The sequence below is a fragment of the Kribbella pittospori genome, assembly GCF_004331465.1.
Classification (GTDB): domain Bacteria; phylum Actinomycetota; class Actinomycetes; order Propionibacteriales; family Kribbellaceae; genus Kribbella; species Kribbella pittospori.
Map to the genome: position 1 here is coordinate 13,642 of NZ_SJKB01000018.1, position 19,859 is coordinate 33,500.

The window sequence follows — 19,859 nt, forward strand, 5'->3', positions numbered from 1 at the left end:
GGAGGTGTGGTGGGCCGGGGTGGGTGGACAGTGAAGGTGTGACCACGTCGGTGGCGGTTCGGACGGTTGGGCCCAGGGTTCGGGATGTCATTGCGGTGGGCCGGCCCGCCTTCTGGGCGGTGTCAGTGGTTCCGTACTACGTGGGCATCCTGCTCGCGACCCACCGCCTGGTGCCACCGCTCGAGGAATGGCCGCGCCTGATCGTCGGTGCGGTGGTCATGGGCCCGCTGGTCTGGCTGGCAGTGCTCGCGGTGAACGATGCGTACGACCTCCCCAGCGACCGCCTCAACCCACGCAAGGCGAACTCCCCACTCCTCAACGGACGCATCACGCTGCGAGCGGCCAAGCGTCTCGCCTTCGCCGCCGCGGTCGCGGCCGTTGGGGTCAGCCTGCATGTCGGCATCGTGTTCGCGCTCGGGGTCCTGCTCGCAGTGCTCCTCGGGTACGCCTACAGCGTCCCGCCGATCCGGCTGAAGACCCGCGCCGGCTTCGACGTCGCGGTCAACGCCCTCGCCCTCGGCGCGTTCGGGCCGCTCGCCGGCTGGGCCGCGATCAACCCCGACCTCGGCGACTTCCCCTGGCTGATGGGCCTGCAGGGAACACTTGCCGCGGTCGGCCTCTACCTCCCCACGACCCTCGCCGACCTGGACGCGGACCGAGCCGCCGGCTATCACACGATCGCGGTCCGCTTCGGCGCGCGGACGACGTACCTGATCGGGTACGGCGCCTGGATCGCAGCCGCGTCGCTCTCGGTGGTGCTGGCCGCGACCGGCACGATCATTCCGCGCAGCATGCTTCCGCTGGAGTTGGTGATGGTGCCGGTCCTGGTGGCGGCGTACCCGAAGCTGATCGGCCCGCGGCAGTCGTTCAAGGGGATCATCGTGCTCGCGTCACTGTTCCTCTTCCCGTGCGGCGCATTCGCCCTGACCTACACAGGCGTTCTCTGAAAGTGGGCGAGCGCGCCCGTCTCCAGAGCTGTCCAGACCGAGCCGTCGTCATCGACTGCCAAACCGTGCGGCTCGGAGCCCTCACTTAAAGGGACCTGAGCGATGAGGTTGCCGTTGGCATCGAGTTGGGCCAGGGCGGATGCACCCCACAGGGTGATCCAGCAACCGCCGTCGTCGGTCGCCACGACTGCATGGGGCTTGGATCCTTCGGGGAGCGGGAACTCCTCGATCGTCCCGTCGGCTGAGATCCGCCCGGCCTGGTCGGCGAGGATCTCGACGAACCACACTGCGTCGGGTCCGGCACTGATCCCGACCGGTCCAGCCGCGGTGGTGGGCAGGGGATACGTGGTGACGGAGCCATCCGTGGTCATCCGGCCGATCGCGTTGCCTTGGTTGAGCGTGAACCACAGCTCGTCGTTCGCGGTGATCATCGCCGGGAATCCGCCACTGCTTCCGATCGGGTGCGTCGTGACGTCGCCGTCGACCGTGATGCGCGCCAGCTGATCCGTGTTCATCAACGTGCACCACAAGGCGTCGTCCGGTCCCACACACAGCCCGTACGGCGCTCCGCCAGCCGCGACTGCCGAAATGTTGCCCACAGCATCAATCCGGCCGATCTGGTCGTCGCCGTTGCGAGTGAACCAGACCGCGCCGTCAGGCCCCGGCACGATCACACTCGGCCGCGACCCAGGTGCATCGAGATCGAATCTGGCCGGTGCCTGTTCCGAAGAAAGACGCGCGACCACGCCGGCGTGGACCAGCGTCGTCCACACCGCGCCGTCGACGACAGCGACGCCGTACGGGCCCTCGTTCGGGCCGGCGACGGTGACCTCAGTGAGTGACAAGGCAGGTCTCCTTCAGGTCGAGGACGGCTCCGCGCCAGCGCGAGATGAACCGGCGGTCGTGACTGACCACGACGAGCGCGCCGGCGTACCGGTCGAGTGCCGCCTCCAGCTCCTCCACCAGCACGAGCGACAGGTGGTTGGTGGGTTCGTCGAGCAGCAGTACGTCGTACGGCGTGGTCAGCAGGCGGGCCAGCGCCAGTCGGCGGCGTTGACCGGTCGACAGGGCGTCGATCCGGGTCTGCAACTGGTCCTGGCGGAACAATCCCAGGCCGGCGGAGCCCGGGTGGCGAGCCAATGCGGACCGGAGGGTGTCGTCGGGCCGCGGCTCGATGACCTCTTGGCGGAGGTAGCCAATCCGGCCGTGGCGTTCGACGTACCCGGAGTCCGGCTGCAGCTCCCCGGCGAGGACGTCGAGCAAGGTGGACTTGCCGACGCCGTTCGGGCCGGTGATCAGCAAGCGCCCGCCGGCCGGGACCTCTGCCGACATGGGCAGCAGCCGGTCCTCGACCGAGGCACCGACCGCGTCCAGACCGGCGGCCGAACCCGTCGTACGGACGGATGCGGTGAACCTCAACGGTTTCGCCGGCACGGGTGGCGGAGCCTCTTCCAGGCGCCGTAGGCGTTCCTTGGCGTTGCGGATCTTGCTCCGCTCGGCCTCGTTCACCCGGCCGGTTGCCCGGTCGTACGCGACCTTGTTGTTGTCCTTGATCGCGCCGTGGTGTGAGACCCGGTCGGCCGTGGTACGGACGGTGACGCGCATCGCCGCGACCTCGTCCTCCCACTGCTGGCGGGCCTGCTCGAGGCGGGCTCGCTCCGCCGCCTTCTCCGTGAGGTAGCCCTGGTAGCCGTTGCCGTACCGCGTGACCTGATGCGTATCGCCGTCGACCTCGAACAGCGTCGACGCGACCCGCTCGAGGAAGGCGCGGTCGTGAGAGACGACGACCGTCGTACTGCGTCTCGCTCGGAGGTGGTCTTCCAGCCAAGTGGCGGCCGAGACGTCCAGGTGGTTCGTCGGCTCGTCCAGCAGGAGGATCTCCGGTGAGGAGGCGAGTACTGCGGCCAGGTGCAGCCGGGCGAGTTCGCCGCCGGACAGCTCCGACAGGCGGCGATCGCCTGGGATCGTGCTCAGCCCGAGGCCGTGGGTCGCGCGGGCGAATCGCGCATCCGCGTCGTACCCCTCGCGGAGCTCGAACACGGTCTGGAGTTCGCCGTACTCGTCCAGGACGCCGGTGCGGCCCTCGGCGAGGAGGTGCTCCAGTTCGCGCAAGCGTGACTCGATCCGGCGCAGGTCGGCCAGGGCGTGGTCGGCGAGCGCGTTCACGTCGAGGTCGAGCGGGAGCGGGTTGTCCTGGGCCAGGTAGCCGATGCTGCCGGCCGCGGTGACCGTGCCGTCCGTGGGCGGCTCGAGGCCGGCCAGGATCCGCAGCATCGTCGACTTGCCGGAACCGTTCTCGCCGATCAGGCCGCTGACCTGGCCCGGTGGGAACGCGCAGGTCACCTGGTCGAGCACGACTCGGTGGTCGTAGGACTTGGTGACGTCGTGCAGGGACAGTTGGGTAGACATAAGGATCTCCTGACGTTCTCGCGGGTTCGTTGGACTGCGAACGGCGGGTCAGAAGATCACTGGCGTCCTCCACTAATGCGACGGATGTTGCATTAAGATGATGCCATGACGGATGCGGAACGCGCAAGCAGGCCGGGTGGGCGGACGGCGCGGGTGCGGGCCGACGTGCTCGCGGCGGTCGAGATCGAGCTGGCCGAGCACGGGTACGACGGGTTGACGATCGATGCGGTCGCGGCGCGGTCCGGCGTACACCGGACGACCGTCTATCGCCGCTGGAAGACCGTCGCGGGCCTGCTCGTCGATCTGCTCGAAGCCGGCGCGGACGATGCGTGGGCGCCGGCCGACACAGGCTCACTCGAGGGCGATCTGATCGCGATCAACCGCGAGGTGTTCGCCGCGCTCACCGCCCGACCGTCCGTCACTCAAGCGGTGATCGCAGCCTCCTTCCGTACGTCGGAAGCCGCCGAAGCGCTCACCAACTTCTGGATCGACCGCTACATCCGCACGGAGACCGTCGTACGCCGAGCCATCACCCGAGGCGAGATCCCCCCATCAACCGACCCCCACCAGGTCGTCATGACCGCAACCGCCCCCCTCTACCACCAACTGGTCCTCCTCCGGCAACCCATGCGCCAACCCATGGCTGTCCACTATGCGCAGGTAGCCGCCGCGTCCGCCCGGCGCGCGGATTAGGGTCGGGGGACGGGACAGCGTGAGGAGACTGTGTTGACTGGACGGTTGGCGAACGAAGTTGTGCTGGTGACGGGGGCTGCTCGGGGGATCGGGCGGGCTGTGGCCGTGAAGGCGGCTGCGGAGGGTGCGGCCGTGGGGCTGGTCGACGTACTGGCGGATCAGTTGACCGCGACCACGGCGGAGTTGCAGGAGTCCGGGGCGAAGGCCGCGGCCGCGGTCGGGGACATCACCGACGAGGCCTCCGTGCGCCAAGCGGTGGACAAGTTGACGAACGACCTCGGGCAGCCGGTCACCGTGCTGGTCAACAACGCGGGCAAGAACGCGTACGCCGATGCGACCAAGATGACAGTGGACGAGTGGGACAGCGTGTTCGACGTGGACCTGAAGGGCGCCTGGCTGATGGCGCGACAGGTGCTGCCGGCAATGATCGCGGACCGGCACGGGTCGATCGTCAACATCGCGTCGATCCACTCGCAGCTCACCACCGCGGGGATGTTCCCGTACGCCGCGGCGAAGTCCGGTCTGGTCGGGATGACCCGGTCACTCGCGCTGGATGTTGCCGAGCACAACGTCCGGGTGAACGCGGTCAGCCCGGGCTACATCGGCACCGACCTGCTCGAGGAGTTCTTCGACACGATCCCGGGCGAACGCGAGAAGGCTCTCGGCGTCCACCCGCTCGGCCGGATCGGTACGCCGGAGAACGTCGCCGAGGTGGTCTGCTTCCTCGCCTCCGAAGCCGCCGCCTTCGTCACCGGCGCCAACTGGGCCGTCGACGGCGGTCTCGGCGTCCGCTACGCCTGACCCCCGGCCTCAGTTGGTCGGGTGGTAGGCGCAGTCGTCCGCCAGATCCCCAGGAGTGGTCTTGGTGGTCGTCGGCTTGCCGGTCGGCTTGCGAGTCGTTGCCGTGGTCGTCGGCAGCGGCTTGGGCACCGCCGCCGGGTTCAGGGCGCGCTTGATGATCTCGCGCATCCCGGCGTAGTTCGGGTTGCGCCCGTTCGGGAAGTTCTTCTTCTTGTCCAGGTCGATGTTGGTGATCTTCGCCGACTTCACCCGCTGGCCGAGGGTGACGAACGCCGGCAGCAGGTTCTGCGGAATGTCGGTCCGGATCAACTGCTCGCCGGCCTTCGCGATCGACTGGTAGTTGGCGAGCACGTTCTGCGGGGTCGCCCGCTCGACGATCGCCTTGATCGTGCAGCGCTGCCGGGCCTGCCGGGCGAGGTCCGCGCCCGGCACCCGGTAGCGGCCGCGGGCGAACCACATCGCGTCGAAGCCGCTCAGCTCGCGGTCCGGGCCGGGCTGCAGGTAGCGGCTCGGCGGGATGTCCTTGTCGTCGTCGCCCCCGACCGGGACCGGGTAGTTGATGTTGACCTTGATCCCACCGAGCGCCTGCACGAGTTGCGAGAACCCGATCACGTTGATCTGCACGTAGTAGTGCAGCTTCAGCCCGACCGCCTCGCCCACCGACACCTTCAGGATGTCGGCTCCTTCGTTGTCCGACGGACCGAGGATGCCGGGGTACTTCTGCGGGATCATCCGGTACATCGCGTCCAGGTAGAAGTTCGGCTGCTCCTTGTCGGGGCTGACCTTCGGATCCCAGAACCCGGTCGGATACTTCTCGTGCAGCGGCGAGTCTTCCGGGAACGGCATCCGCATGAAGTTCCGGGTCAGCGAGATCAGCGCGGTGTCACCGGTCTTGGTGTCGATGCTGGCCACGATGACGGTGTCGGTCCGCGCGCCGTCGCGGTCCGCGCCGTCGTCCGCGCCGAGCAGCAGTACGTTCAGCCGCGGCAACTGGTCCCAGACGTCCTTCTTCGCGGTGATCGTCGGCCGGGTCTGACTCTTCGACTCCTCCCCGCCGAACACCTTCTGGACCAGGCTGCGCTGCGCCATCAGTGTCTCCGCGCCCATCGCCGTGCTGGCCGCCATCCCGAAGCACACCAGCCCGATCACCAGCGACCCGAACATCCGCGCACCCGGTCCCGCGGCCAGCGGGCGCAACATCTTGTACGACGTGACCAGGACAAGGACCCACAGCAGCGCGACTGCAGCCAGGCCGACGACCATCCACAACAGCAGGGTCGGGTCGAGCGCCCACGCGATCACGTCGTCCCGGCGCTTCAGGCCGACGTACGCCGCTGCGGCGTACCCGGCGAGGCTGAGCATCGTCACCGCGGTGCCGAGGCGGTACCGGCGGGCGACCAGGTACGCCGTCCCTGGCAGGAGCGCGCCGAGGACCGCCAGACAAGCAGCGGCAACCGAGGTGTGCCGGCGGGGCTTGGCCCTGCGGGCTCGGGTGGAACCAGAGGCGCGGCGGGCTCTGCTGCTCGCGGACATGGGCTCCACTCGGCGGTCGACGGCAGGACAGGTGGATGCGTCCCCGGTGCGCGTCCACTTCCTTCGATTCACCCGGGCGGCAAAAAGTTGGCATGATCGTCCAGGTGACCGACATTCAGGTACGACGGGCGAAGCCGGACGACGCGGCGGCGCTGGTCCGGCTCCGTGGACTGATGCTCGCCGCGATGGGCACCGACATCGGCGGACCGGACGCTCCCTGGCGGCCGATCGCGCTGGCCTGGTTCGCCGAGCGGCTCGCGGCGCCGGACACGTTCGCGGCGTACGTCGTGGACGACCCGGCGGCCGGCGTGGTCGCGGGGGCGGCGGGCGACGTGCTCGTCCACCCGCCGGGCCCGAAGGACCTCAGCACGTACCGCGGTCACCTGTACAACGTCAGCACCGAGCCGGACTTCCGGCGCCGCGGCCTGGCGCGGGCCTGCGTCGGCGCGCTGATGGACTGGTTCCGCGACGAGACTCCCGTCGGCGTGGTCGAACTGCACGCGACCGACCTGGGCATCGAGCTCTACCGAGAGCTCGGCTTCACCGAGTCCCGTTACCCGGCACTGCGCCTGCACCTGACCCGTTGACCCACCACGGCGTCGCCCGGCTGGTGTCGCGAAGTGCGTTCGTGGAGCAGTGCACCTCACCGCCGCCGAGGTGTGCCCAGAAGAAGTCCTCGACCCACCGCACCCGTACGCCGTTCTGCCCGAGTGCCTGTTCGGTCGCGTGCCGGAAGACGTCCCGCCCGCCGAGCTTGGGCCCGTGCGGGTCCGGTGCGGCGAACTGCCGGTCGGTCAGCGACAGCCCGTTGACCAGGCCCGGCGTCATGGCCCGCAGCAGTCCGAACCCCGGAACTCGCTCGAACATCACCGGTAGGCGGACCAGTTCATCAGCACGCAGACCGGTTGCCTTCAGCAAGATCTTCAGCTGCTCGTCGATGTGCTCGGCCGCAGCCTCGTTGTCCGCCAGCCCGGTGCTGAGGACCTGGTCGACCGTCGGCTTCGACGGCGAGTTCGTGTCCGCGAACAGCCGTTGGCCGCCGCCACCCTGGCGTTGCACATCCCGCAACAGCTTCACCGCGAGTCGTGGATCCGCGACCGCAAGTGTCCAGCCGCGCTCGTTGTTCGCGCGGACCACATGAGTCGTCTCGTCCGCGTGCCCGACGATCAGCCAGGACGTGTCGATCACCACCGGCGGTTGGTACCCTTGGCTCGTCACCATCGTGATGAACCCCGGATCCGGGTGCCGCTCGCCCGACCCGTAGACGATCCGCCCGTGCGGATACCCGTCGTACGGCGGTAGTGACTCGAGGTTGCCGCCCGTGTTCAGCAGGTCGTCGAGGCCGGGGGATGCGGTCTTGCTCAGTTCCTGGACGATGCCGACGTCCGGTCCACGCAGGTCGCGGTAGAGCAACCGGCCGGCCGGGCGCGGAGTGTCGACGCCGCCGACCTCCCAGACGTTGCCGGAGCGGATCAGGATGCGGATCGTGTGCGGCCCACCGACCGCCGGCATGCTCGCCGTGGCCGGCTCGAAGGTGTCCTGCAGCCACATGTCCTTCCAGCCCTTTGGCGTACCTTCCACGAACCGCAGTTGCGCGGCCGTCGATGCCGTTGCCTTGCGCAAGCTCGTCGCGAACGGTTGCCACTCGCCCGGAACGCCGTCCGGGTACGGCAGATTGCCGTCCCACCACCCGGGTCCGTCGGTCGGTTGACCGGCCAGGACCGTCTCGGCCGGCTGAAGATCGTTCTGGAACATCAGCGGCGCGACGCGCATCCGGACCGTATCGGTGCTGGTCCGGTCGCGATCGGTGACGGTCAAGGTGACGGTGATCTTCCCGTCCCACCGGGCTGGATCGCGAACGATGTCGCGGCCTTCGAGTGCAAGCCGGACACCACGACGGAGCTCGGCGGCGGTCAGCGTGTTCGTCGCGCGGCCGTTGGCGAACACCCGTGCTTTGCCCGCCGGAGCGATCGTGATGCTCGCGGTCGCAGCGCCGGACAGGTTGCGCTGGGCATCGACTCGCAGTGGTGCCAGGTCGGCCGCATCGCGCGCACCGTTGATCCGGTCGTCGGCGCCATCGTTGCAGGCGGCAAGTTTCTCGTCGACCGCCCGGCCGGGCTTCTCCAGGTCGGCTGGGTCCACCGTGCAGCGGCGCTGGTCGTCGTCGAGGTTGGGCAGGAAGATCGCGCCGCGCGTGTCGGTCCAGGTTTCCTCGCCGGCGTCGTCGGCGCGGGTCAGCAGTCCGTCGCGGTTCACGTCTGCGGTCAGTTGGGCGCCGGGTGGCGCTCCCCAGGCGGCCATCACCGGCGTGGCGGTGGCCAGCAGGGTCGCGGCGGCGAGGCCTGCGGTCCAGCGTCTCATCGAAAGCTCCTTTTTGATACGCATGTGCTTCTTCAGGACAAGCTAACACGGCTGTATCAAAACCGGCATCCGATATCCCGGCCGCACCCCGTGGATTGAGAAGGGTTTCGGGGCACAGTGGCAAGAGGAAAGTGAGAAGACGCCCACCGGGGTGTCGTGAGGAGCTCACCGGATGCGCCGCTGGAGTGTTGTCAGGACGATCGGGTTGGCCGCCGCTGTGGTGGTCGCCATCGGGGCCCTGTACGAGTTGCCGGCCAGCCCGTTCGCCCGCCACGGCTACCCGTCCAAGCCGGGTACCGAGACCGCACAGTCGTCCGCGCAGGGCGTCGTACCGCACCTGTCCACAACAGCCGCACCTGGTGAGAAGCCGGTGCCGGCCAAGCCGAAGGCGGTGATCACCTACCTGATGCGCGGGACGCAGTCGTACGCCGTTCTGCCGGCGAATCCGGCGGTGATCGGGCGGGCCGGGACTTTGCTGACATTCCAGATCGCGATCGAGGGCGGTATCAAGGAGATCGATCGCGCTGAGCTGGCGCAGTTCGTGCGGGCGACGTACGGCGCTCCGCAGGGATGGGCGTCGCAGGGGAAATGGCGGTTCCGGCAGGTCGGGCCAGGCGAGACGCCGGACTTCAAGCTGATGGTGGTCACGCCGGAGACGCGCGACACGATCTGTGGCGCCGCGCCGGACCGCTACACCAGTTGCCGGATCGGGGATCGCGTTGTCCTCAACGTCGCCCGCTGGGTGCACGGCGTACCGAACTTCGGTGCACCGCTGACGACGTACCGGCAGTACATGATCAACCACGAGACCGGGCACCGGCTCGGCCAAGGTCACGAGCTCTGCCCGCGCCCGGGCAAGCCGGCACCGGTCATGCAACAGCAAACCCTTGGTCTACACGGCTGTACGGCGTACGCCTGGCCATACCTCAACGGCACCCGCTACAAGGGCCGCCTGGGTCAGTACGACGACCCGGTACCTCACTCCTGAATGATCGAGAGCACGTTGCCGGCCGGGTCCTTGAACCAGGCGATGAGTGGGCCGACGCCGCGGTAGATGCCGAGCTCGTCCTGGTCGTCGTTGTACCGCTCGAACGTGACGCCGCGATTCGTCAGCTCACGTGCGGTCGCCGTGATGTCCTCGACCGGGAAGTTGAGGACGGTGTACTCGGCCGGTACGTGATCCTGCTTCGGGTAGACGAGGATCGGGATGCCGCCTGAGATCTGCAGCTGCAGCATCCCGTTCTCCTCGCCGACGGTGAGTCCCAGCGTGCTGCCGTAGAACTCCTTCGCGGTCGCGATGTCGTCCACGGAGAATCCGCTGAACGCCTTGGTGTCCTTGAACATCTCGAACCTCCTTGTTGACTCCCTGATATCAGGTACGTCGAGGCTGTCGACGGCTCTTCGACACCGCGGCGAACTCAGTTGTGCAGAGCCATCTGCGGGATCGCCTGCGTGACGGTGGCTGTGACGGCGGCGGATTCGAGGCCGTCGGCAACGGTGTGCAGGAGACGAACCAAGTGGGCGGCGTCGGTCGGGCCGAGAATCCCTGTGATCACGTCGAGAACGCGGACCGTCAGGCCGTCCAGCTGGGACAGCCGCGCCTGACCCAGCGACGTCACCGCGAGCTGCGGATTGGTCCGGACCATGCCGAGGGCCTCGAGCTCGGCGATCGCCAGCTCCGCCTCGCCCGGCGTCGTCCCGACCTGCTCCGCCACGTCGTCGGCGGTGTGGCGGCCGTTCGCGATCGCGTTCAGCATCAGCGCGGCCGGCATCTTCATCCCGACCGCGTCCTGCAGGCCGAGGATGAGTGGATGCGCGTGGCCGCGGACTCGCTCGACCGCGTCGAGCAGACGGAGCGCATCGCCGACATTGCCGATCAAGTGCTCGGTCTGGACAGCCTCGAGGCCGGTGGGTTGGACCCGATCGGATGGTTGCACGACTCCGTCGGTCACTCTTTCAGGGACCGCCAGTGCCTTCGTTCCAGCGTCTTCGATGGTCACGTCTCCAGCGTACGGAGTCGTTCCGACAGCCCGGCGTGTCGTTCCTGAGGAAACCCTGTGAATCTGGACGCTTCGATCATCTACGCTCGCGGGCATGCAGTTGAACGGCAAACGAGCGCTGGTGATCGGTGGAGGCGGCGGAGGAATCGGACGCGCCGTCAGTGCGGCCTTCGGGGCGGAGGGAGCTGCGGTGGCCGTCGCGGACATCGACCTCGGCAGGGCCGAAGAGGCGGCCGAGGCGCTGCTGCAGCGCGGCGCGACGGCGTACGCCGTGAGTGGGGATGTCCGTTCGCTGCAGGACATCGAGGCGATGGTTGCCGCAGCGGTCGAAAATCTCGGCGGACTCGACGTCCTCGTCACGGTGGTGGGCGGGCAGGTCGCGTTCGTGCCGGCGGTCAAGTTGCACGAGATGGCCGATGAGGACTGGGACACCATCTATGAGGTCAACCTCCGGTACGTCGCGCGCGCAGTCCGGGCGGTGTTGCGCGTGTTCCTCGACCAGGGCAGCGGTGGTGCGATCGTCAGCGTCGGCTCGGTGACCGGATTCATGGCTGCACCGCAACAGGCGGCGTACGGCGTGATGAAGGCGGGACTGCTCAGCCTGGCCCGGACGGTCGCTGCCGAGTACGCCGGCGACGGCATCCGGATGAACGTCGCGGCGGCTGGTGCGATCGCGACCGCGGTGGCCAACGCGAACGTGGACGCAGAGGTCGTTGAGGAGATCCCGGTGGGCCGGTTCGGCAGATCGGAAGAGGTGGCTACGGCCGTCGTCTACCTGGCCTCGGACGCGTCGTCGTACATGACCGGCCAGCAGGTCGTGCTGGACGGCGGCGTCTCCGTACGCGGGCCGTTCGACTGACGATCACGACAGTCGAAAACCTGCTCGAAGAATTGGGTCCTGCCCGGTCTCGAAAAAGTTTTGCCCGCAGCCGGACAAATCGCAGTCGAGGCGTGACTTAGCGTCCGCGTCCTCCGTTGGATCTGACGTGACGGTGAACACACGGCGCACCGGCACCGCGCTCGCTCCGCGTTCCCAGGCCGCACATCTCGAAAGACAGCCAGGAGGACCAGTGACAACCGCCACCGCCACCCAGACGTCTGAGCGCCGACGCGTCCGAGTCTGGTTCGGTGAGCACGTGATCGCCGACTACAACGCCGAGCCGGCGTTGGCCGAACGGTACGCACACGCCATGAGCCGTCGCTTCGCCGGACTTCGGGTCACCAACGACCCGATGCCCGCCGTGGACCGACTCCCCGACCCCCTGCCCGGCGAGCGCATGTGGGACGTAGCACCCCGCTGAGAAAGCCCCCGGTACCTTCTCGCGTTCCGTTTCTCACCAGACAACCCACCCGGAAACGCGGCCCGGTCGAGAACCTCACCTCGATCACCCTGAAGGCATCGGTGAAGTGCTCCGCACCGGGTGTGCTTCGGCACCAGCGGCGCCCAGGCACGCACCTCGCGGCACTGGCGAGACATCCACGATGCTCCGCATCGAGGACGCCTCTCCAGGACCCCGATGCACGCACCTGGACACCGCTGGCACTCGAACCACACCCGGTGCGGAGCACTAGGCGGCAAGCGAGCGTGGGCAGTCTGCCCCTCGCTTGCCGCCGTTTCTCCCCTGCACACATGCGCCTGACAGCACCACCTGAAACCGAAGAACCACGTCCGCACCGGGATCCCCAAGCTCCGGTGCGGACGTTTCTCGTGTCAGAGGTTGGCGTAGTACTCCGGCCGCATCTGGATCAGCTGAACGTAGTTGCCGTCCGGATCGATCAATGTCGCGAACCAGCCGATGCCGCGGTCCTCCGGCTGCACCAGCCACTCCACTTCGAGCGTGCGCAGGTGCGCGGCGGTCGCCTCGATGTCGTCGACGGCGAAGTTCACGATGCACCGGCCGGGCTCGGCGGTCTTCACGGCGACGTCGTCGCGGTGCTCGATGACCAGGCCGAACCCGCCGAGGTTCAGGTTGCCGTAGCCGTCGACCTCCGCGTGGAAGCCGTCGCGGTACCAGGCCTTCAGCCGGTCGGGGTCGGCACTGCCGAGCAACATGCTGTTGAGAACGGGCTGAGCCACAGTGTCTCCTGTGTCCGTCGAGCTGCCGATCAGCTCACACGTCCGGTACGTCGGAGCCGCCCCGGCCCTCTCGACACCCTGCGATGAACTCCGCCACGATCGGGCCGAGCACCTCCGGGTCGACATCGTGCGGCTGGCCGACCATCGTCAGCCGCCGGCCGCGCGGCAGCAGGTCCGCCACGATCTGCGCGGTGTTGCGCCGCCACTCCCGGCTCTCGCCGCCATCGATCACGAGCGTCGGCACGGTGATCGCGGTGGCCCAGTGCGGCGGGATCGTGAAGTCGTCCATCAGCAGGGTGTCGTACGCCAGCGTCGGAGCCAGGGCCTCCAGGTCCTTCCACAGCGGCGCATTCCGCAACGGCGCGACCACCTCGGCCGGCATCTCCACCGCCGTGACCAGGAAGAGTTCGGTCGCATCGCCGTACCGGTCCTGCGCGACCAGTTCCTGCAGCCGGATCGCGAGGTCGATCGGCACGGTTCGGGTGTCGTCGAGGATGAACGGCGGTTCGATCAGCAGCAGCCCGAGGATCGGCACACCCTGCGCGGCCGCCTCCGCCGCGAACACGGCACCCGTCGAGACACCGAGCGCGTACGCCGAACCTCCCACGACGTCGACGACCGCGGCCAGGTCCTCCAACTCGCGCTCGACCGCCCACGGCTGTACGTCGCCACTGTCTCCGCGCCCGCGCCGGTCATACGTCGCGACCGTGAATCCGCTGGCCAGCCGCTTCGCCAGCGGTATGAAAGTCCGCCGGTCGTTCAGCGCCCCACCGACGAGCACGACGGCCGGACCGCTGTCGCCGTACACCTCGACCACAATCGGTGTGCCGTCGCGCGACACCACGGTCTCGAGCCGAGGCCGCAACGCTGCGGTGGACGGAGATCGCTGCGGGGCGGACTCGCCGTACAGACCGCCCAAGTACGCGAACAGGTCGCTGTGTCCGTAAAGCCGCGGCTCGGTGTGCTGGGCCAACCCCTCGAAGTACCGCTCGTACCGCCGCCGCGTCGCCTCCAGCTCGCCGGCCTCTTCCAACCGCTGCAGGCAGAACGCGCGGACCGTCTCCAGCAACCGATAGCGCGACCCCGACGTTCCATCCACACGGACGACGAGCGACCGGTCGACCAGCCGGGTCAGAAGCTCGGCGACCTCAGCCACCGATACGTCGTCGCCCGCGCACACTGCCTCGGCCGCGGCCAGCGTGCATCCGCCGGGGTGTGGTGCGAGCCGGCGCAGTACGGCGCGTTCGGGTTCGCCGAGCAGGTCCCAGCTCCACTCGACCATCGCCGACAACGTCTGCTGCCGACCGGGCAGACCGCGCTGGCGGTACCGATCGTCGAAGCGGTCGACCAGGCCGCGGACATCCATCGCGCCCACTCGGCTCGCGGCGAGCTCCAGCGCTAGTGGCAGACCATCCAGCCTCTGGCACAACGCCACGACCGCATCGGTGTTGTCAGCGGTCAGTCGGAAGCGTGGATCGACAGCCGCGGCACGGGCGACGAAGAGCTGGACCGCCGGGCTGTCGGCCGCGTCGTTGCCAGTCGTCGGCAGCTCCAACGGAGGAACCGGGCGCCGGTGCTCGCCCGCGATGCCGAGAGGTTCCCGACTAGTGGCGAGGATCCGCAGACCCGGCGCGCGCAGGAGGTCGGTCGCAACCTCCGCGGCGGATTCGATCACGTGCTCACAGTTGTCGAGGACAACAAGTACGTCGCCACCGGGCTCAACGGTGTCCCGGACCAGTGTCGATACCTCCGCGCCCGGTTCAAGTGCGGCCAACTCGACGAGCCAGACCCCATCGGGTGAGTCGACGCGGCGAGCGGCCGCGAGCGCGAGGCTCGTCTTGCCGACCCCACCCGCGCCGGTCAGCGTCACCAGCCGCGCCGACTCGAGCTGCTCCACCACGTCGGCGACCGCCGCATCCCGGCCTATCAACTCCGTGAGCTCAGCCGGAAGATTGCTCTTCGCCGAGGCCTTCGCCGACGGCTCCTCGGTGAGGATCTCCTGATGCAGCGCGACGAGCTCCGCACTCGGATCGAGCCCGAGCTCGTCCCGCAATCGATCCCGCAGGTCGGCGTAACTCTCCAGCGCCTCAGCCTGCCGTCCAGACCGATGCAGCGCCTTCATCTGTACGGCGCGCAGCCGCTGCCGCAACGGGTGACGCGCGACGAGCTCGGCCAGCTCGGCGACCAGTTCCTCGTGCTCACCCAGCACGAACCGCGCTTCGGCGTACGCCTCCTGAACTGCGAGCCGTTCCTCGTCGAGCCGGTCGATCGTCGCCCGGGCGAAGGCCTCCTGGGCCACATCGGCGTACGCCGGACCGCGCCACAGCGTGAGCGCGTCGGCGAGGGTGGCGGCGCGCATCCGAGCGCTGCCGGTCTGCCGGGCGCGAGTGGCGAGGGCCCGGAACCGGCCCGAGTCGACCGCCTCGGGTGCCACCGCGATCAAGTAGCCGGCCGGTCCGGTCTGCACGAGCTCGCGAGCACCCGGCTCGGCATCCTCCAGCGCGCGACGCAACTGGGAGACCCGGGTCTGCAGCGTCGCGGTTGGGTTGCCGGGCAGCTCATCGCCCCACAGATCGTCGATGAGCGTCGCCACCGCGACCGGACGACCGGCGTACAGCAGCAGGTCGGCCAGCAGCCCCCGCACCTTGCGATCAGGGAGGCGCACCGCCTGGCCGTCGTCGGTCCACGCGGTGACCGGGCCCAGCACGCCGAAACGCATGCCGCTCAGACTAGGTGCTCCAAAGGTTTTCTGAAGTGGTTCGCTCCAGGCTTGCCGCCATGACGACCATGACGAAGCAATCCGCACCACCACTCCTGCTCGCCGGCGCGATCGCCGGCCCGCTGTACGTCGGCATCGGCACCATCGAGGCGATCGTCCGCGACGGCTTCGACATCCGCAGGCACTCGCTGAGCATCCTCGCGAACGGCACCGGCGGCTGGATCCACTCGACGATGATGGTCGTGACCGGCCTGCTCACCGTCGTCGGCGCTCTCGCACTGCGTCGCGCCGGACTGCAATCACGCTGGGCCGTCGGCGGCATCCTCGTGTACGGCGCAGGGGTCGCCGCGGCCGGCCTGATGCGGGCCGACCCGGCCGACGGCTTCCCGATCGGTACCCCGGCCGGGGTCCCGGACAGCGTCAGCTGGCACGGGTTCGGTCACCTGATCGCCGGGTTCATCGGCTTCATCGGCCTGATCGTCGCCTGCCTCGTGCTCAGCCGGAGGTTCGCCCGCCAGAACGAGCGCGGCTGGTCCCGCTTCTCCCTGGTCACCGGTGTCCTCTACTTCCTCAGCCTCGTCGGCCTCTCCGCCGGCGCCGGCTCCACCGTCGGCAACCTCGGTTTCACCGTCGCCGTGATCCTCGGCTGGACCTGGTTGACCCTCCTGATGCTCCACGCTCGGACGGAGGAGGTCCGATGAAGTTCACTGCCGAACTCTTGTCCACGGGCAAGAACACCGCCGGTTTCGAGGTACCCACCGACGTCGTCGAGGGGCTCGGCGGCGGCGGCCACCCGAAGGTCAGCGTCACCGTCAACGGCTACACCTTCCGTACCTCGATCGCCCGGATGGGTGGCCGCTATCTGCTGGGTTTCAGCGCTGAACGTCGCACCGAGGCCGGCGTCGTACCCGGCGGGGTGATGGAGGTCGACGTGGAGCTCGACACGGCCGAGCGGGTGCTCGACGTACCCGAGGAGCTTGCTGCCGCATTGGCGGCGGACGCGAAGGCCAAGGAGTTCTGGGAGACGCTGAGCTACAGCAAGCAGCAGTGGCACGTGGTGCAGGTGACGTCCGCGAAGACCGACGCGACCCGGGACCGGCGGATCGAGAAGTCGATCGCGAGGTTGCGCGAGGGCCGGGCCCGCTGATGCGGTTCATCGCCGTACTGCGTGCCGCCGAGGACTACGGGTTTCCGCCGCCGGAGCTCGCGGAAGGGATCGCCGCACTTGGTGCGGAGGCGGTCCGGAGTGGGGTGCTGGTCGACACGGCCGGTCTGTTGCCGGTGGCAACCGCTACCCGGGTCGCCGTCTCCGCCGGGACGCTGACCGTCAGTGAAGGGCCGCGAGACGACGCGCTGCCGCTCGGCGCGTACGCGGTCTACGACGTCGCCACCCGCGACGAGGTCGTCCACTGGACCAAACGTTTCATGGATCTCCATCGCCGGGCCTGGCCGGGCTGGGAAGGCGAGTCCGAGATCCGCCAGGTCTTCGGCCCGGAGTCCTGACCCTCTACTGTTGCGGCGTGGACTGGCCGGCTGGGGTGACGACGGGACCGATCCGGACTGAGGATGTGCCGGCCGTGGTCGAGGTGGCGAACGCGATCGCGGCGGCCGACGAGACCGGCGAATACATGACCGTCGAAGGCATCACGGAGGCCCTCGACGACGCACCTGACTCGCTGGTCGTGTGGCTCGGCGGACGGCCGGCTGGTTACGGCCTTGTGCCCGAGTCGTCCGTGCGCGACGGCCAGGCCATCGTGAAGGCGCGGGGCGGCGTACATCCGGAATCGCGGCGGAGAGGTCTCGGTGGTCCGCTGCTCGATTGGCAGGTGGGACGTGCTCGTGAGCGCGGCGCCGACCTGGTCGACGTCGAGGTCCAGGCCGCCAACTCCGGTGCACTCGCCCTGGTGGCGAGCCGCGGCTTCGAACCGGTCCGCTACTTCCGCTTGATGCAGCGCTGGTACGACGACCAGCCGGTGACGGTCACGCCCTTGCCCGACGGTTGTGCGGTGATCGGATTCGATCCGCGCGACGACGAGAAACTGCGGCTCGCGCACAACGAGATCTTCGTGGACCACTGGGGATTCGCGCCGAAGAGCGAGGACGAGTGGAAGAAGTGGTTCACCGGCAGCCGTCACTTCCGGTCCGCACTGTCGCGGATCGTCGTCGACGGGGACCGGATCGCGGCGTACGCGCTGGGGTACGAGTTCTTGGTCGACACCGAGAAGACCGGTGTACGCGAGGTGTGGATCGGGCAGGTCGGGACTCGGCGGGAGTATCGCGGCCGTGGGCTGGCCCGCGCGGCGGTGAGCGCCGTACTGCAGGTTGGCCAGGAGTCCGGCTTCCAGCGGTCCTCGCTCGGCGTGGATGCGGACAGCCCGACCGGCGCCGGCCGGCTGTACGAGTCCCTCGGCTACACGGCCATCTCGACCGAGATCCTGCACCGGCTCTCACTCGTACGACGGAGGACGCCGGACTGATCTCCGTCGTGGGAGCCAGGTCCGCGGGACCCGGGTGAGACAGACTGAGGTGATGGGCGGACTCGAGCGGCTGGGCATCCCCGGTCCACGTACGCGGGATCGGGTGATCGACGTCGCCGTCGTTCTCGCGGTCGGCGTCGCGTCCTCGGTGCCGTTCATCAACCGTGAACCCGGAGCCGTCACCGCGCTCGGCGTCGTCGCCAACCTGGCCACCGTGCTCCCGCTGCTCTGGCGGCGCCGCTGGCCGTTCGGGGTGATGGTCGTGGTCGGCGCGGCGGCGATGGTTGTCTCGCTCCACCATCGGCCCGGGCAGAACCTGCAGTACGCCGGCCTGGTCGCGATCTACACGCTCGCCAGCCTCGGCCACAAACGGTGGCAGCGGATCGGGCTGCTCGTCGTCATCCTGGTCACGTTCCCGCCGGCGTCGCTGCTGCTGAAGCACAACGACCTGGACGAGTTCATGTTCACCTTCCTGCTTCCGGTCGCCGCCTTCCTGGCCGGATCGCTCGAACGCAGTCACCGCGAACGCGCCGCTCAACTCGAGCGGGAGCGCGTGTCGGAGGCTGCCCGGGCCGCGGCCGAGGAAAGGGCGCGGGTTGCCCGCGACATGCACGACATCCTGGCCCACGCGGTCGCGCTGATGGTCGTCCAGGCCGAGGCAGGGCCGGTCGTCGTACGCACCGACCCGGACCGGGCCGAACGGGCCTTCGACGCGATCGCGGACGCCGGCCGGGACGCGATGGTGCAGCTGCGGCGGCTGCTCGGCGTACTCAAGGCGGGCGAGGACCGGGCGCCGCAGCCGACGCTGGCCTCGCTGCCAGAGTTGGTGACGGGTACGGCGTTGTTGGAGGAGACCGGCGTACGACGTGCGATGGCGCCGGACACCGAGGTTGCGGTGTATCGGATCGTCCAGGAGGCGCTGACGAACACGGTCAAACATGCGCACGCCACGCGGGTCGCCGTACTCCTGGACTGGTCGGACTCGGGTCTGGAGTTGTCGATCAGGGACGACGGCATTGGTGGGGATGTTTCCGCGGGCGGGCATGGGCTGGTCGGGCTTCGCGAACGGGCCGCTGCCTGTGGTGGGATCGCGGAAGCCGGGCCGTTGGATGGTGGTGGGTTCGAGGTTCGGGCCAGCTTGCCCTATCTGGAAGGGGTTTCATGATCCGGGTGGTGCTGGCCGACGACCAGGAACTGGTACGCAGCGGCTTCGCGATGATCCTGGATGCGCAACCCGATTTCGAGGTCGTCGGTGAGGCGGCCGATGGTGCCGAGGCGGTCGAGCTTGTCCGGGCTCTCACGCCGGACGTGGCGCTGCTCGACGTACGGATGCCGCGCGTCGACGGCCTCGCCGCGGCTCGCACGATCTGCACCAACACCTCGACGAAGGTGGTCATGCTCACCACCTTCGACTCGGACGACTACGTGTACGACGCGCTGTATGCCGGGGCGAGCGGGTTCCTGCTGAAGGACGTCAGGCGGGACGATCTGGTGCACGCCGTACGCGTTGTGGTGGCCGGCGAGTCATTGCTCGCGCCGAGCGTCACCCGCCGTCTGATTGCCGATCTGACCCGGAGCCGTCCCCGCAGTACACCGGCTGCCGCGCTCGACGTACTCACCAGCCGCGAGCGCGAGACACTCGTCCTGCTCGCCCGCGGCCTGTCGAACGCTGAGATCGCTACTGCGCTGACCGTCAGCGAACACACCGTCAAGACGCACGTCAGCAACACCCTCACCAAGCTCAACCTCCGCGACCGGGTCCAGGCCGTCATCGCGGCGTACGAGACGGGTCTGGTCACTCCCACGAACCAGTAGTTGCCGGAAGCTCCCTCTTGTCGGCGA

Annotated in this window: 21 protein-coding genes; 13 read left to right on the plus strand and 8 right to left on the minus strand. The window is 68.7% G+C overall.

Going from position 1 to position 19,859, the window contains the following annotated elements:
• Positions 1-119 precede the first annotated feature (119 nt).
• Positions 120-947 (plus strand): UbiA prenyltransferase family protein, encoded by an 828-nt coding sequence (locus E0H73_RS37935; RefSeq protein ID WP_238164539.1) that lies wholly within the window; start codon positions 120-122, stop codon positions 945-947.
• On the opposite strand, the gene E0H73_RS37940 is transcribed toward E0H73_RS37935, so the two are convergent.
• Both E0H73_RS37940 and E0H73_RS37945 read right to left on the minus strand, forming a co-directional pair.
• Positions 929-1,792 (minus strand): Vgb family protein, encoded by an 864-nt coding sequence (locus E0H73_RS37940; RefSeq protein ID WP_131364817.1) that lies wholly within the window; start codon positions 1,790-1,792, stop codon positions 929-931. The genes E0H73_RS37935 and E0H73_RS37940 overlap by 19 nt on opposite strands.
• Complete coding sequence (locus E0H73_RS37945; protein WP_131364819.1) at positions 1,779-3,356, minus strand: ABC-F family ATP-binding cassette domain-containing protein; 1,578 nt, start codon at positions 3,354-3,356, stop codon at positions 1,779-1,781. Before E0H73_RS37945 ends, E0H73_RS37940 begins: the two co-directional genes overlap by 14 nt.
• A gap of 105 nt (positions 3,357-3,461) precedes the next feature.
• Between E0H73_RS37945 and E0H73_RS37950 the strand changes: the two genes are divergently transcribed.
• Both E0H73_RS37950 and E0H73_RS37955 read left to right on the plus strand, forming a co-directional pair.
• The gene (locus tag E0H73_RS37950; protein ID WP_131364821.1) at positions 3,462-4,049 is read left to right on the plus strand and encodes a TetR/AcrR family transcriptional regulator; all 588 of its coding nucleotides are present in this window, start codon (positions 3,462-3,464) and stop codon (positions 4,047-4,049) included.
• Between the two features lie 30 nt (positions 4,050-4,079).
• Positions 4,080-4,850, plus strand: coding sequence for an SDR family NAD(P)-dependent oxidoreductase (locus E0H73_RS37955; protein ID WP_238164540.1), 771 nt, complete (start codon positions 4,080-4,082; stop codon positions 4,848-4,850).
• 9 nt (positions 4,851-4,859) lie between these two features.
• On the opposite strand, the gene E0H73_RS37960 is transcribed toward E0H73_RS37955, so the two are convergent.
• Entirely contained in the window at positions 4,860-6,383 is a 1,524-nt protein-coding gene (locus E0H73_RS37960; protein ID WP_131364825.1) for an LCP family protein, read from the minus strand.
• 104 nt (positions 6,384-6,487) lie between these two features.
• Between E0H73_RS37960 and E0H73_RS37965 the strand changes: the two genes are divergently transcribed.
• Positions 6,488-6,970: a GNAT family N-acetyltransferase gene (locus E0H73_RS37965; protein ID WP_238164541.1), complete on the plus strand. Its 483-nt coding sequence runs from the start codon at positions 6,488-6,490 to the stop codon at positions 6,968-6,970.
• Here the strand turns inward: E0H73_RS37965 and E0H73_RS37970 are convergent.
• Entirely contained in the window at positions 6,924-8,744 is a 1,821-nt protein-coding gene (locus E0H73_RS37970) for a protein-arginine deiminase family protein (protein ID WP_165555974.1), read from the minus strand. The genes E0H73_RS37965 and E0H73_RS37970 overlap by 47 nt on opposite strands.
• Positions 8,745-8,916: 172 nt before the next feature.
• On the opposite strand from E0H73_RS37970, the gene E0H73_RS37975 reads away from it, so the two are divergent.
• Positions 8,917-9,732, plus strand: a complete 816-nt coding sequence (locus tag E0H73_RS37975) for a DUF3152 domain-containing protein (RefSeq protein ID WP_238164542.1) — start codon at positions 8,917-8,919, stop codon at positions 9,730-9,732.
• Here E0H73_RS37975 and E0H73_RS37980 read toward each other — a convergent pair.
• Together E0H73_RS37980 and E0H73_RS37985 are read right to left on the minus strand one after the other, a co-directional pair.
• On the minus strand, positions 9,723-10,088 hold the full coding sequence (locus tag E0H73_RS37980) for a VOC family protein (RefSeq protein WP_131364830.1): 366 nt from the start codon (positions 10,086-10,088) through the stop codon (positions 9,723-9,725). The two genes, E0H73_RS37975 and E0H73_RS37980, sit on opposite strands and share 10 nt — an antisense overlap.
• Before the next feature lie 74 nt (positions 10,089-10,162).
• A complete protein-coding gene (locus tag E0H73_RS37985) occupies positions 10,163-10,744 on the minus strand; it encodes a MarR family transcriptional regulator (RefSeq protein ID WP_131364832.1) in 582 nt (193 codons plus the stop codon).
• 94 nt (positions 10,745-10,838) lie between these two features.
• Here E0H73_RS37985 and E0H73_RS37990 point away from each other — a divergent pair, with 94 nt between their 5' ends.
• Both E0H73_RS37990 and E0H73_RS37995 read left to right on the plus strand, forming a co-directional pair.
• The gene (locus tag E0H73_RS37990; RefSeq protein WP_131364834.1) at positions 10,839-11,603 is read left to right on the plus strand and encodes an SDR family NAD(P)-dependent oxidoreductase; all 765 of its coding nucleotides are present in this window, start codon (positions 10,839-10,841) and stop codon (positions 11,601-11,603) included.
• 211 nt (positions 11,604-11,814) lie between these two features.
• The gene (locus E0H73_RS37995; protein WP_012924486.1) at positions 11,815-12,045 is read left to right on the plus strand and encodes a hypothetical protein; all 231 of its coding nucleotides are present in this window, start codon (positions 11,815-11,817) and stop codon (positions 12,043-12,045) included.
• A gap of 410 nt (positions 12,046-12,455) precedes the next feature.
• Here the strand turns inward: E0H73_RS37995 and E0H73_RS38000 are convergent, their stop codons facing one another.
• Both E0H73_RS38000 and E0H73_RS38005 read right to left on the minus strand, forming a co-directional pair.
• On the minus strand, positions 12,456-12,821 hold the full coding sequence (locus tag E0H73_RS38000; RefSeq protein WP_238164543.1) for a VOC family protein: 366 nt from the start codon (positions 12,819-12,821) through the stop codon (positions 12,456-12,458).
• Between the two features lie 34 nt (positions 12,822-12,855).
• Positions 12,856-15,540 (minus strand): alpha/beta fold hydrolase, encoded by a 2,685-nt coding sequence (locus E0H73_RS38005; protein ID WP_131364836.1) that lies wholly within the window; start codon positions 15,538-15,540, stop codon positions 12,856-12,858.
• A 59-nt stretch (positions 15,541-15,599) separates the two neighbouring features.
• Between E0H73_RS38005 and E0H73_RS38010 the strand changes: the two genes are divergently transcribed.
• Genes E0H73_RS38010 through E0H73_RS38035 form a run of 6 tightly spaced genes read left to right on the plus strand, consistent with a single transcriptional unit; the run spans position 15,600 to position 19,832 of the window.
• Positions 15,600-16,241 carry a DUF998 domain-containing protein gene (locus tag E0H73_RS38010; protein WP_131364838.1) on the plus strand — a complete coding sequence of 214 codons (642 nt, stop codon included), beginning with the start codon at positions 15,600-15,602 and terminating at the stop codon, positions 16,239-16,241.
• Entirely contained in the window at positions 16,238-16,687 is a 450-nt protein-coding gene (locus tag E0H73_RS38015) for a YdeI/OmpD-associated family protein (RefSeq protein WP_131364840.1), read from the plus strand. The genes E0H73_RS38010 and E0H73_RS38015 overlap by 4 nt, the downstream gene beginning before the upstream one ends.
• A complete protein-coding gene (locus tag E0H73_RS38020; protein ID WP_131364842.1) occupies positions 16,687-17,043 on the plus strand; it encodes a YciI family protein in 357 nt (118 codons plus the stop codon). Before E0H73_RS38015 ends, E0H73_RS38020 begins: the two co-directional genes overlap by 1 nt.
• A 17-nt stretch (positions 17,044-17,060) precedes the next feature.
• The gene (locus E0H73_RS38025; protein WP_131364844.1) at positions 17,061-18,017 is read left to right on the plus strand and encodes a GNAT family N-acetyltransferase; all 957 of its coding nucleotides are present in this window, start codon (positions 17,061-17,063) and stop codon (positions 18,015-18,017) included.
• Between the two features lie 52 nt (positions 18,018-18,069).
• Positions 18,070-19,182, plus strand: coding sequence for a sensor histidine kinase (locus tag E0H73_RS38030; protein WP_131364846.1), 1,113 nt, complete (start codon positions 18,070-18,072; stop codon positions 19,180-19,182).
• Positions 19,179-19,832 carry a response regulator gene (locus E0H73_RS38035; protein WP_131364848.1) on the plus strand — a complete coding sequence of 218 codons (654 nt, stop codon included), beginning with the start codon at positions 19,179-19,181 and terminating at the stop codon, positions 19,830-19,832. Before E0H73_RS38030 ends, E0H73_RS38035 begins: the two co-directional genes overlap by 4 nt.
• Positions 19,833-19,859 lie beyond the last annotated feature (27 nt).

What these genes read in the sequence shown, in the direction of transcription:
- E0H73_RS37945 (WP_131364819.1), bottom strand. Translation starts at nt 3,356, where the DNA reads ATGTCTACCCAACTGTCCCTGCACGACGTCACCAAGTCCTACGACCAC.
- E0H73_RS38015 (WP_131364840.1), top strand. Translation starts at nt 16,238, where the DNA reads ATGAAGTTCACTGCCGAACTCTTGTCCACGGGCAAGAACACCGCCGGT.
- E0H73_RS37980 (WP_131364830.1), bottom strand. Translation starts at nt 10,088, where the DNA reads ATGTTCAAGGACACCAAGGCGTTCAGCGGATTCTCCGTGGACGACATC.
- E0H73_RS38020 (WP_131364842.1), top strand. Translation starts at nt 16,687, where the DNA reads ATGCGGTTCATCGCCGTACTGCGTGCCGCCGAGGACTACGGGTTTCCG.
- E0H73_RS37950 (WP_131364821.1), top strand. Translation starts at nt 3,462, where the DNA reads ATGACGGATGCGGAACGCGCAAGCAGGCCGGGTGGGCGGACGGCGCGG.
- E0H73_RS37960 (WP_131364825.1), bottom strand. Translation starts at nt 6,383, where the DNA reads ATGTCCGCGAGCAGCAGAGCCCGCCGCGCCTCTGGTTCCACCCGAGCC.
- E0H73_RS38035 (WP_131364848.1), top strand. Translation starts at nt 19,179, where the DNA reads ATGATCCGGGTGGTGCTGGCCGACGACCAGGAACTGGTACGCAGCGGC.
- E0H73_RS38005 (WP_131364836.1), bottom strand. Translation starts at nt 15,540, where the DNA reads ATGCGTTTCGGCGTGCTGGGCCCGGTCACCGCGTGGACCGACGACGGC.
- E0H73_RS38010 (WP_131364838.1), top strand. Translation starts at nt 15,600, where the DNA reads ATGACGACCATGACGAAGCAATCCGCACCACCACTCCTGCTCGCCGGC.
- E0H73_RS37970 (WP_165555974.1), bottom strand. Translation starts at nt 8,744, where the DNA reads ATGAGACGCTGGACCGCAGGCCTCGCCGCCGCGACCCTGCTGGCCACC.
- E0H73_RS38030 (WP_131364846.1), top strand. Translation starts at nt 18,070, where the DNA reads ATGGGCGGACTCGAGCGGCTGGGCATCCCCGGTCCACGTACGCGGGAT.
- E0H73_RS37975 (WP_238164542.1), top strand. Translation starts at nt 8,917, where the DNA reads ATGCGCCGCTGGAGTGTTGTCAGGACGATCGGGTTGGCCGCCGCTGTG.
- E0H73_RS37990 (WP_131364834.1), top strand. Translation starts at nt 10,839, where the DNA reads ATGCAGTTGAACGGCAAACGAGCGCTGGTGATCGGTGGAGGCGGCGGA.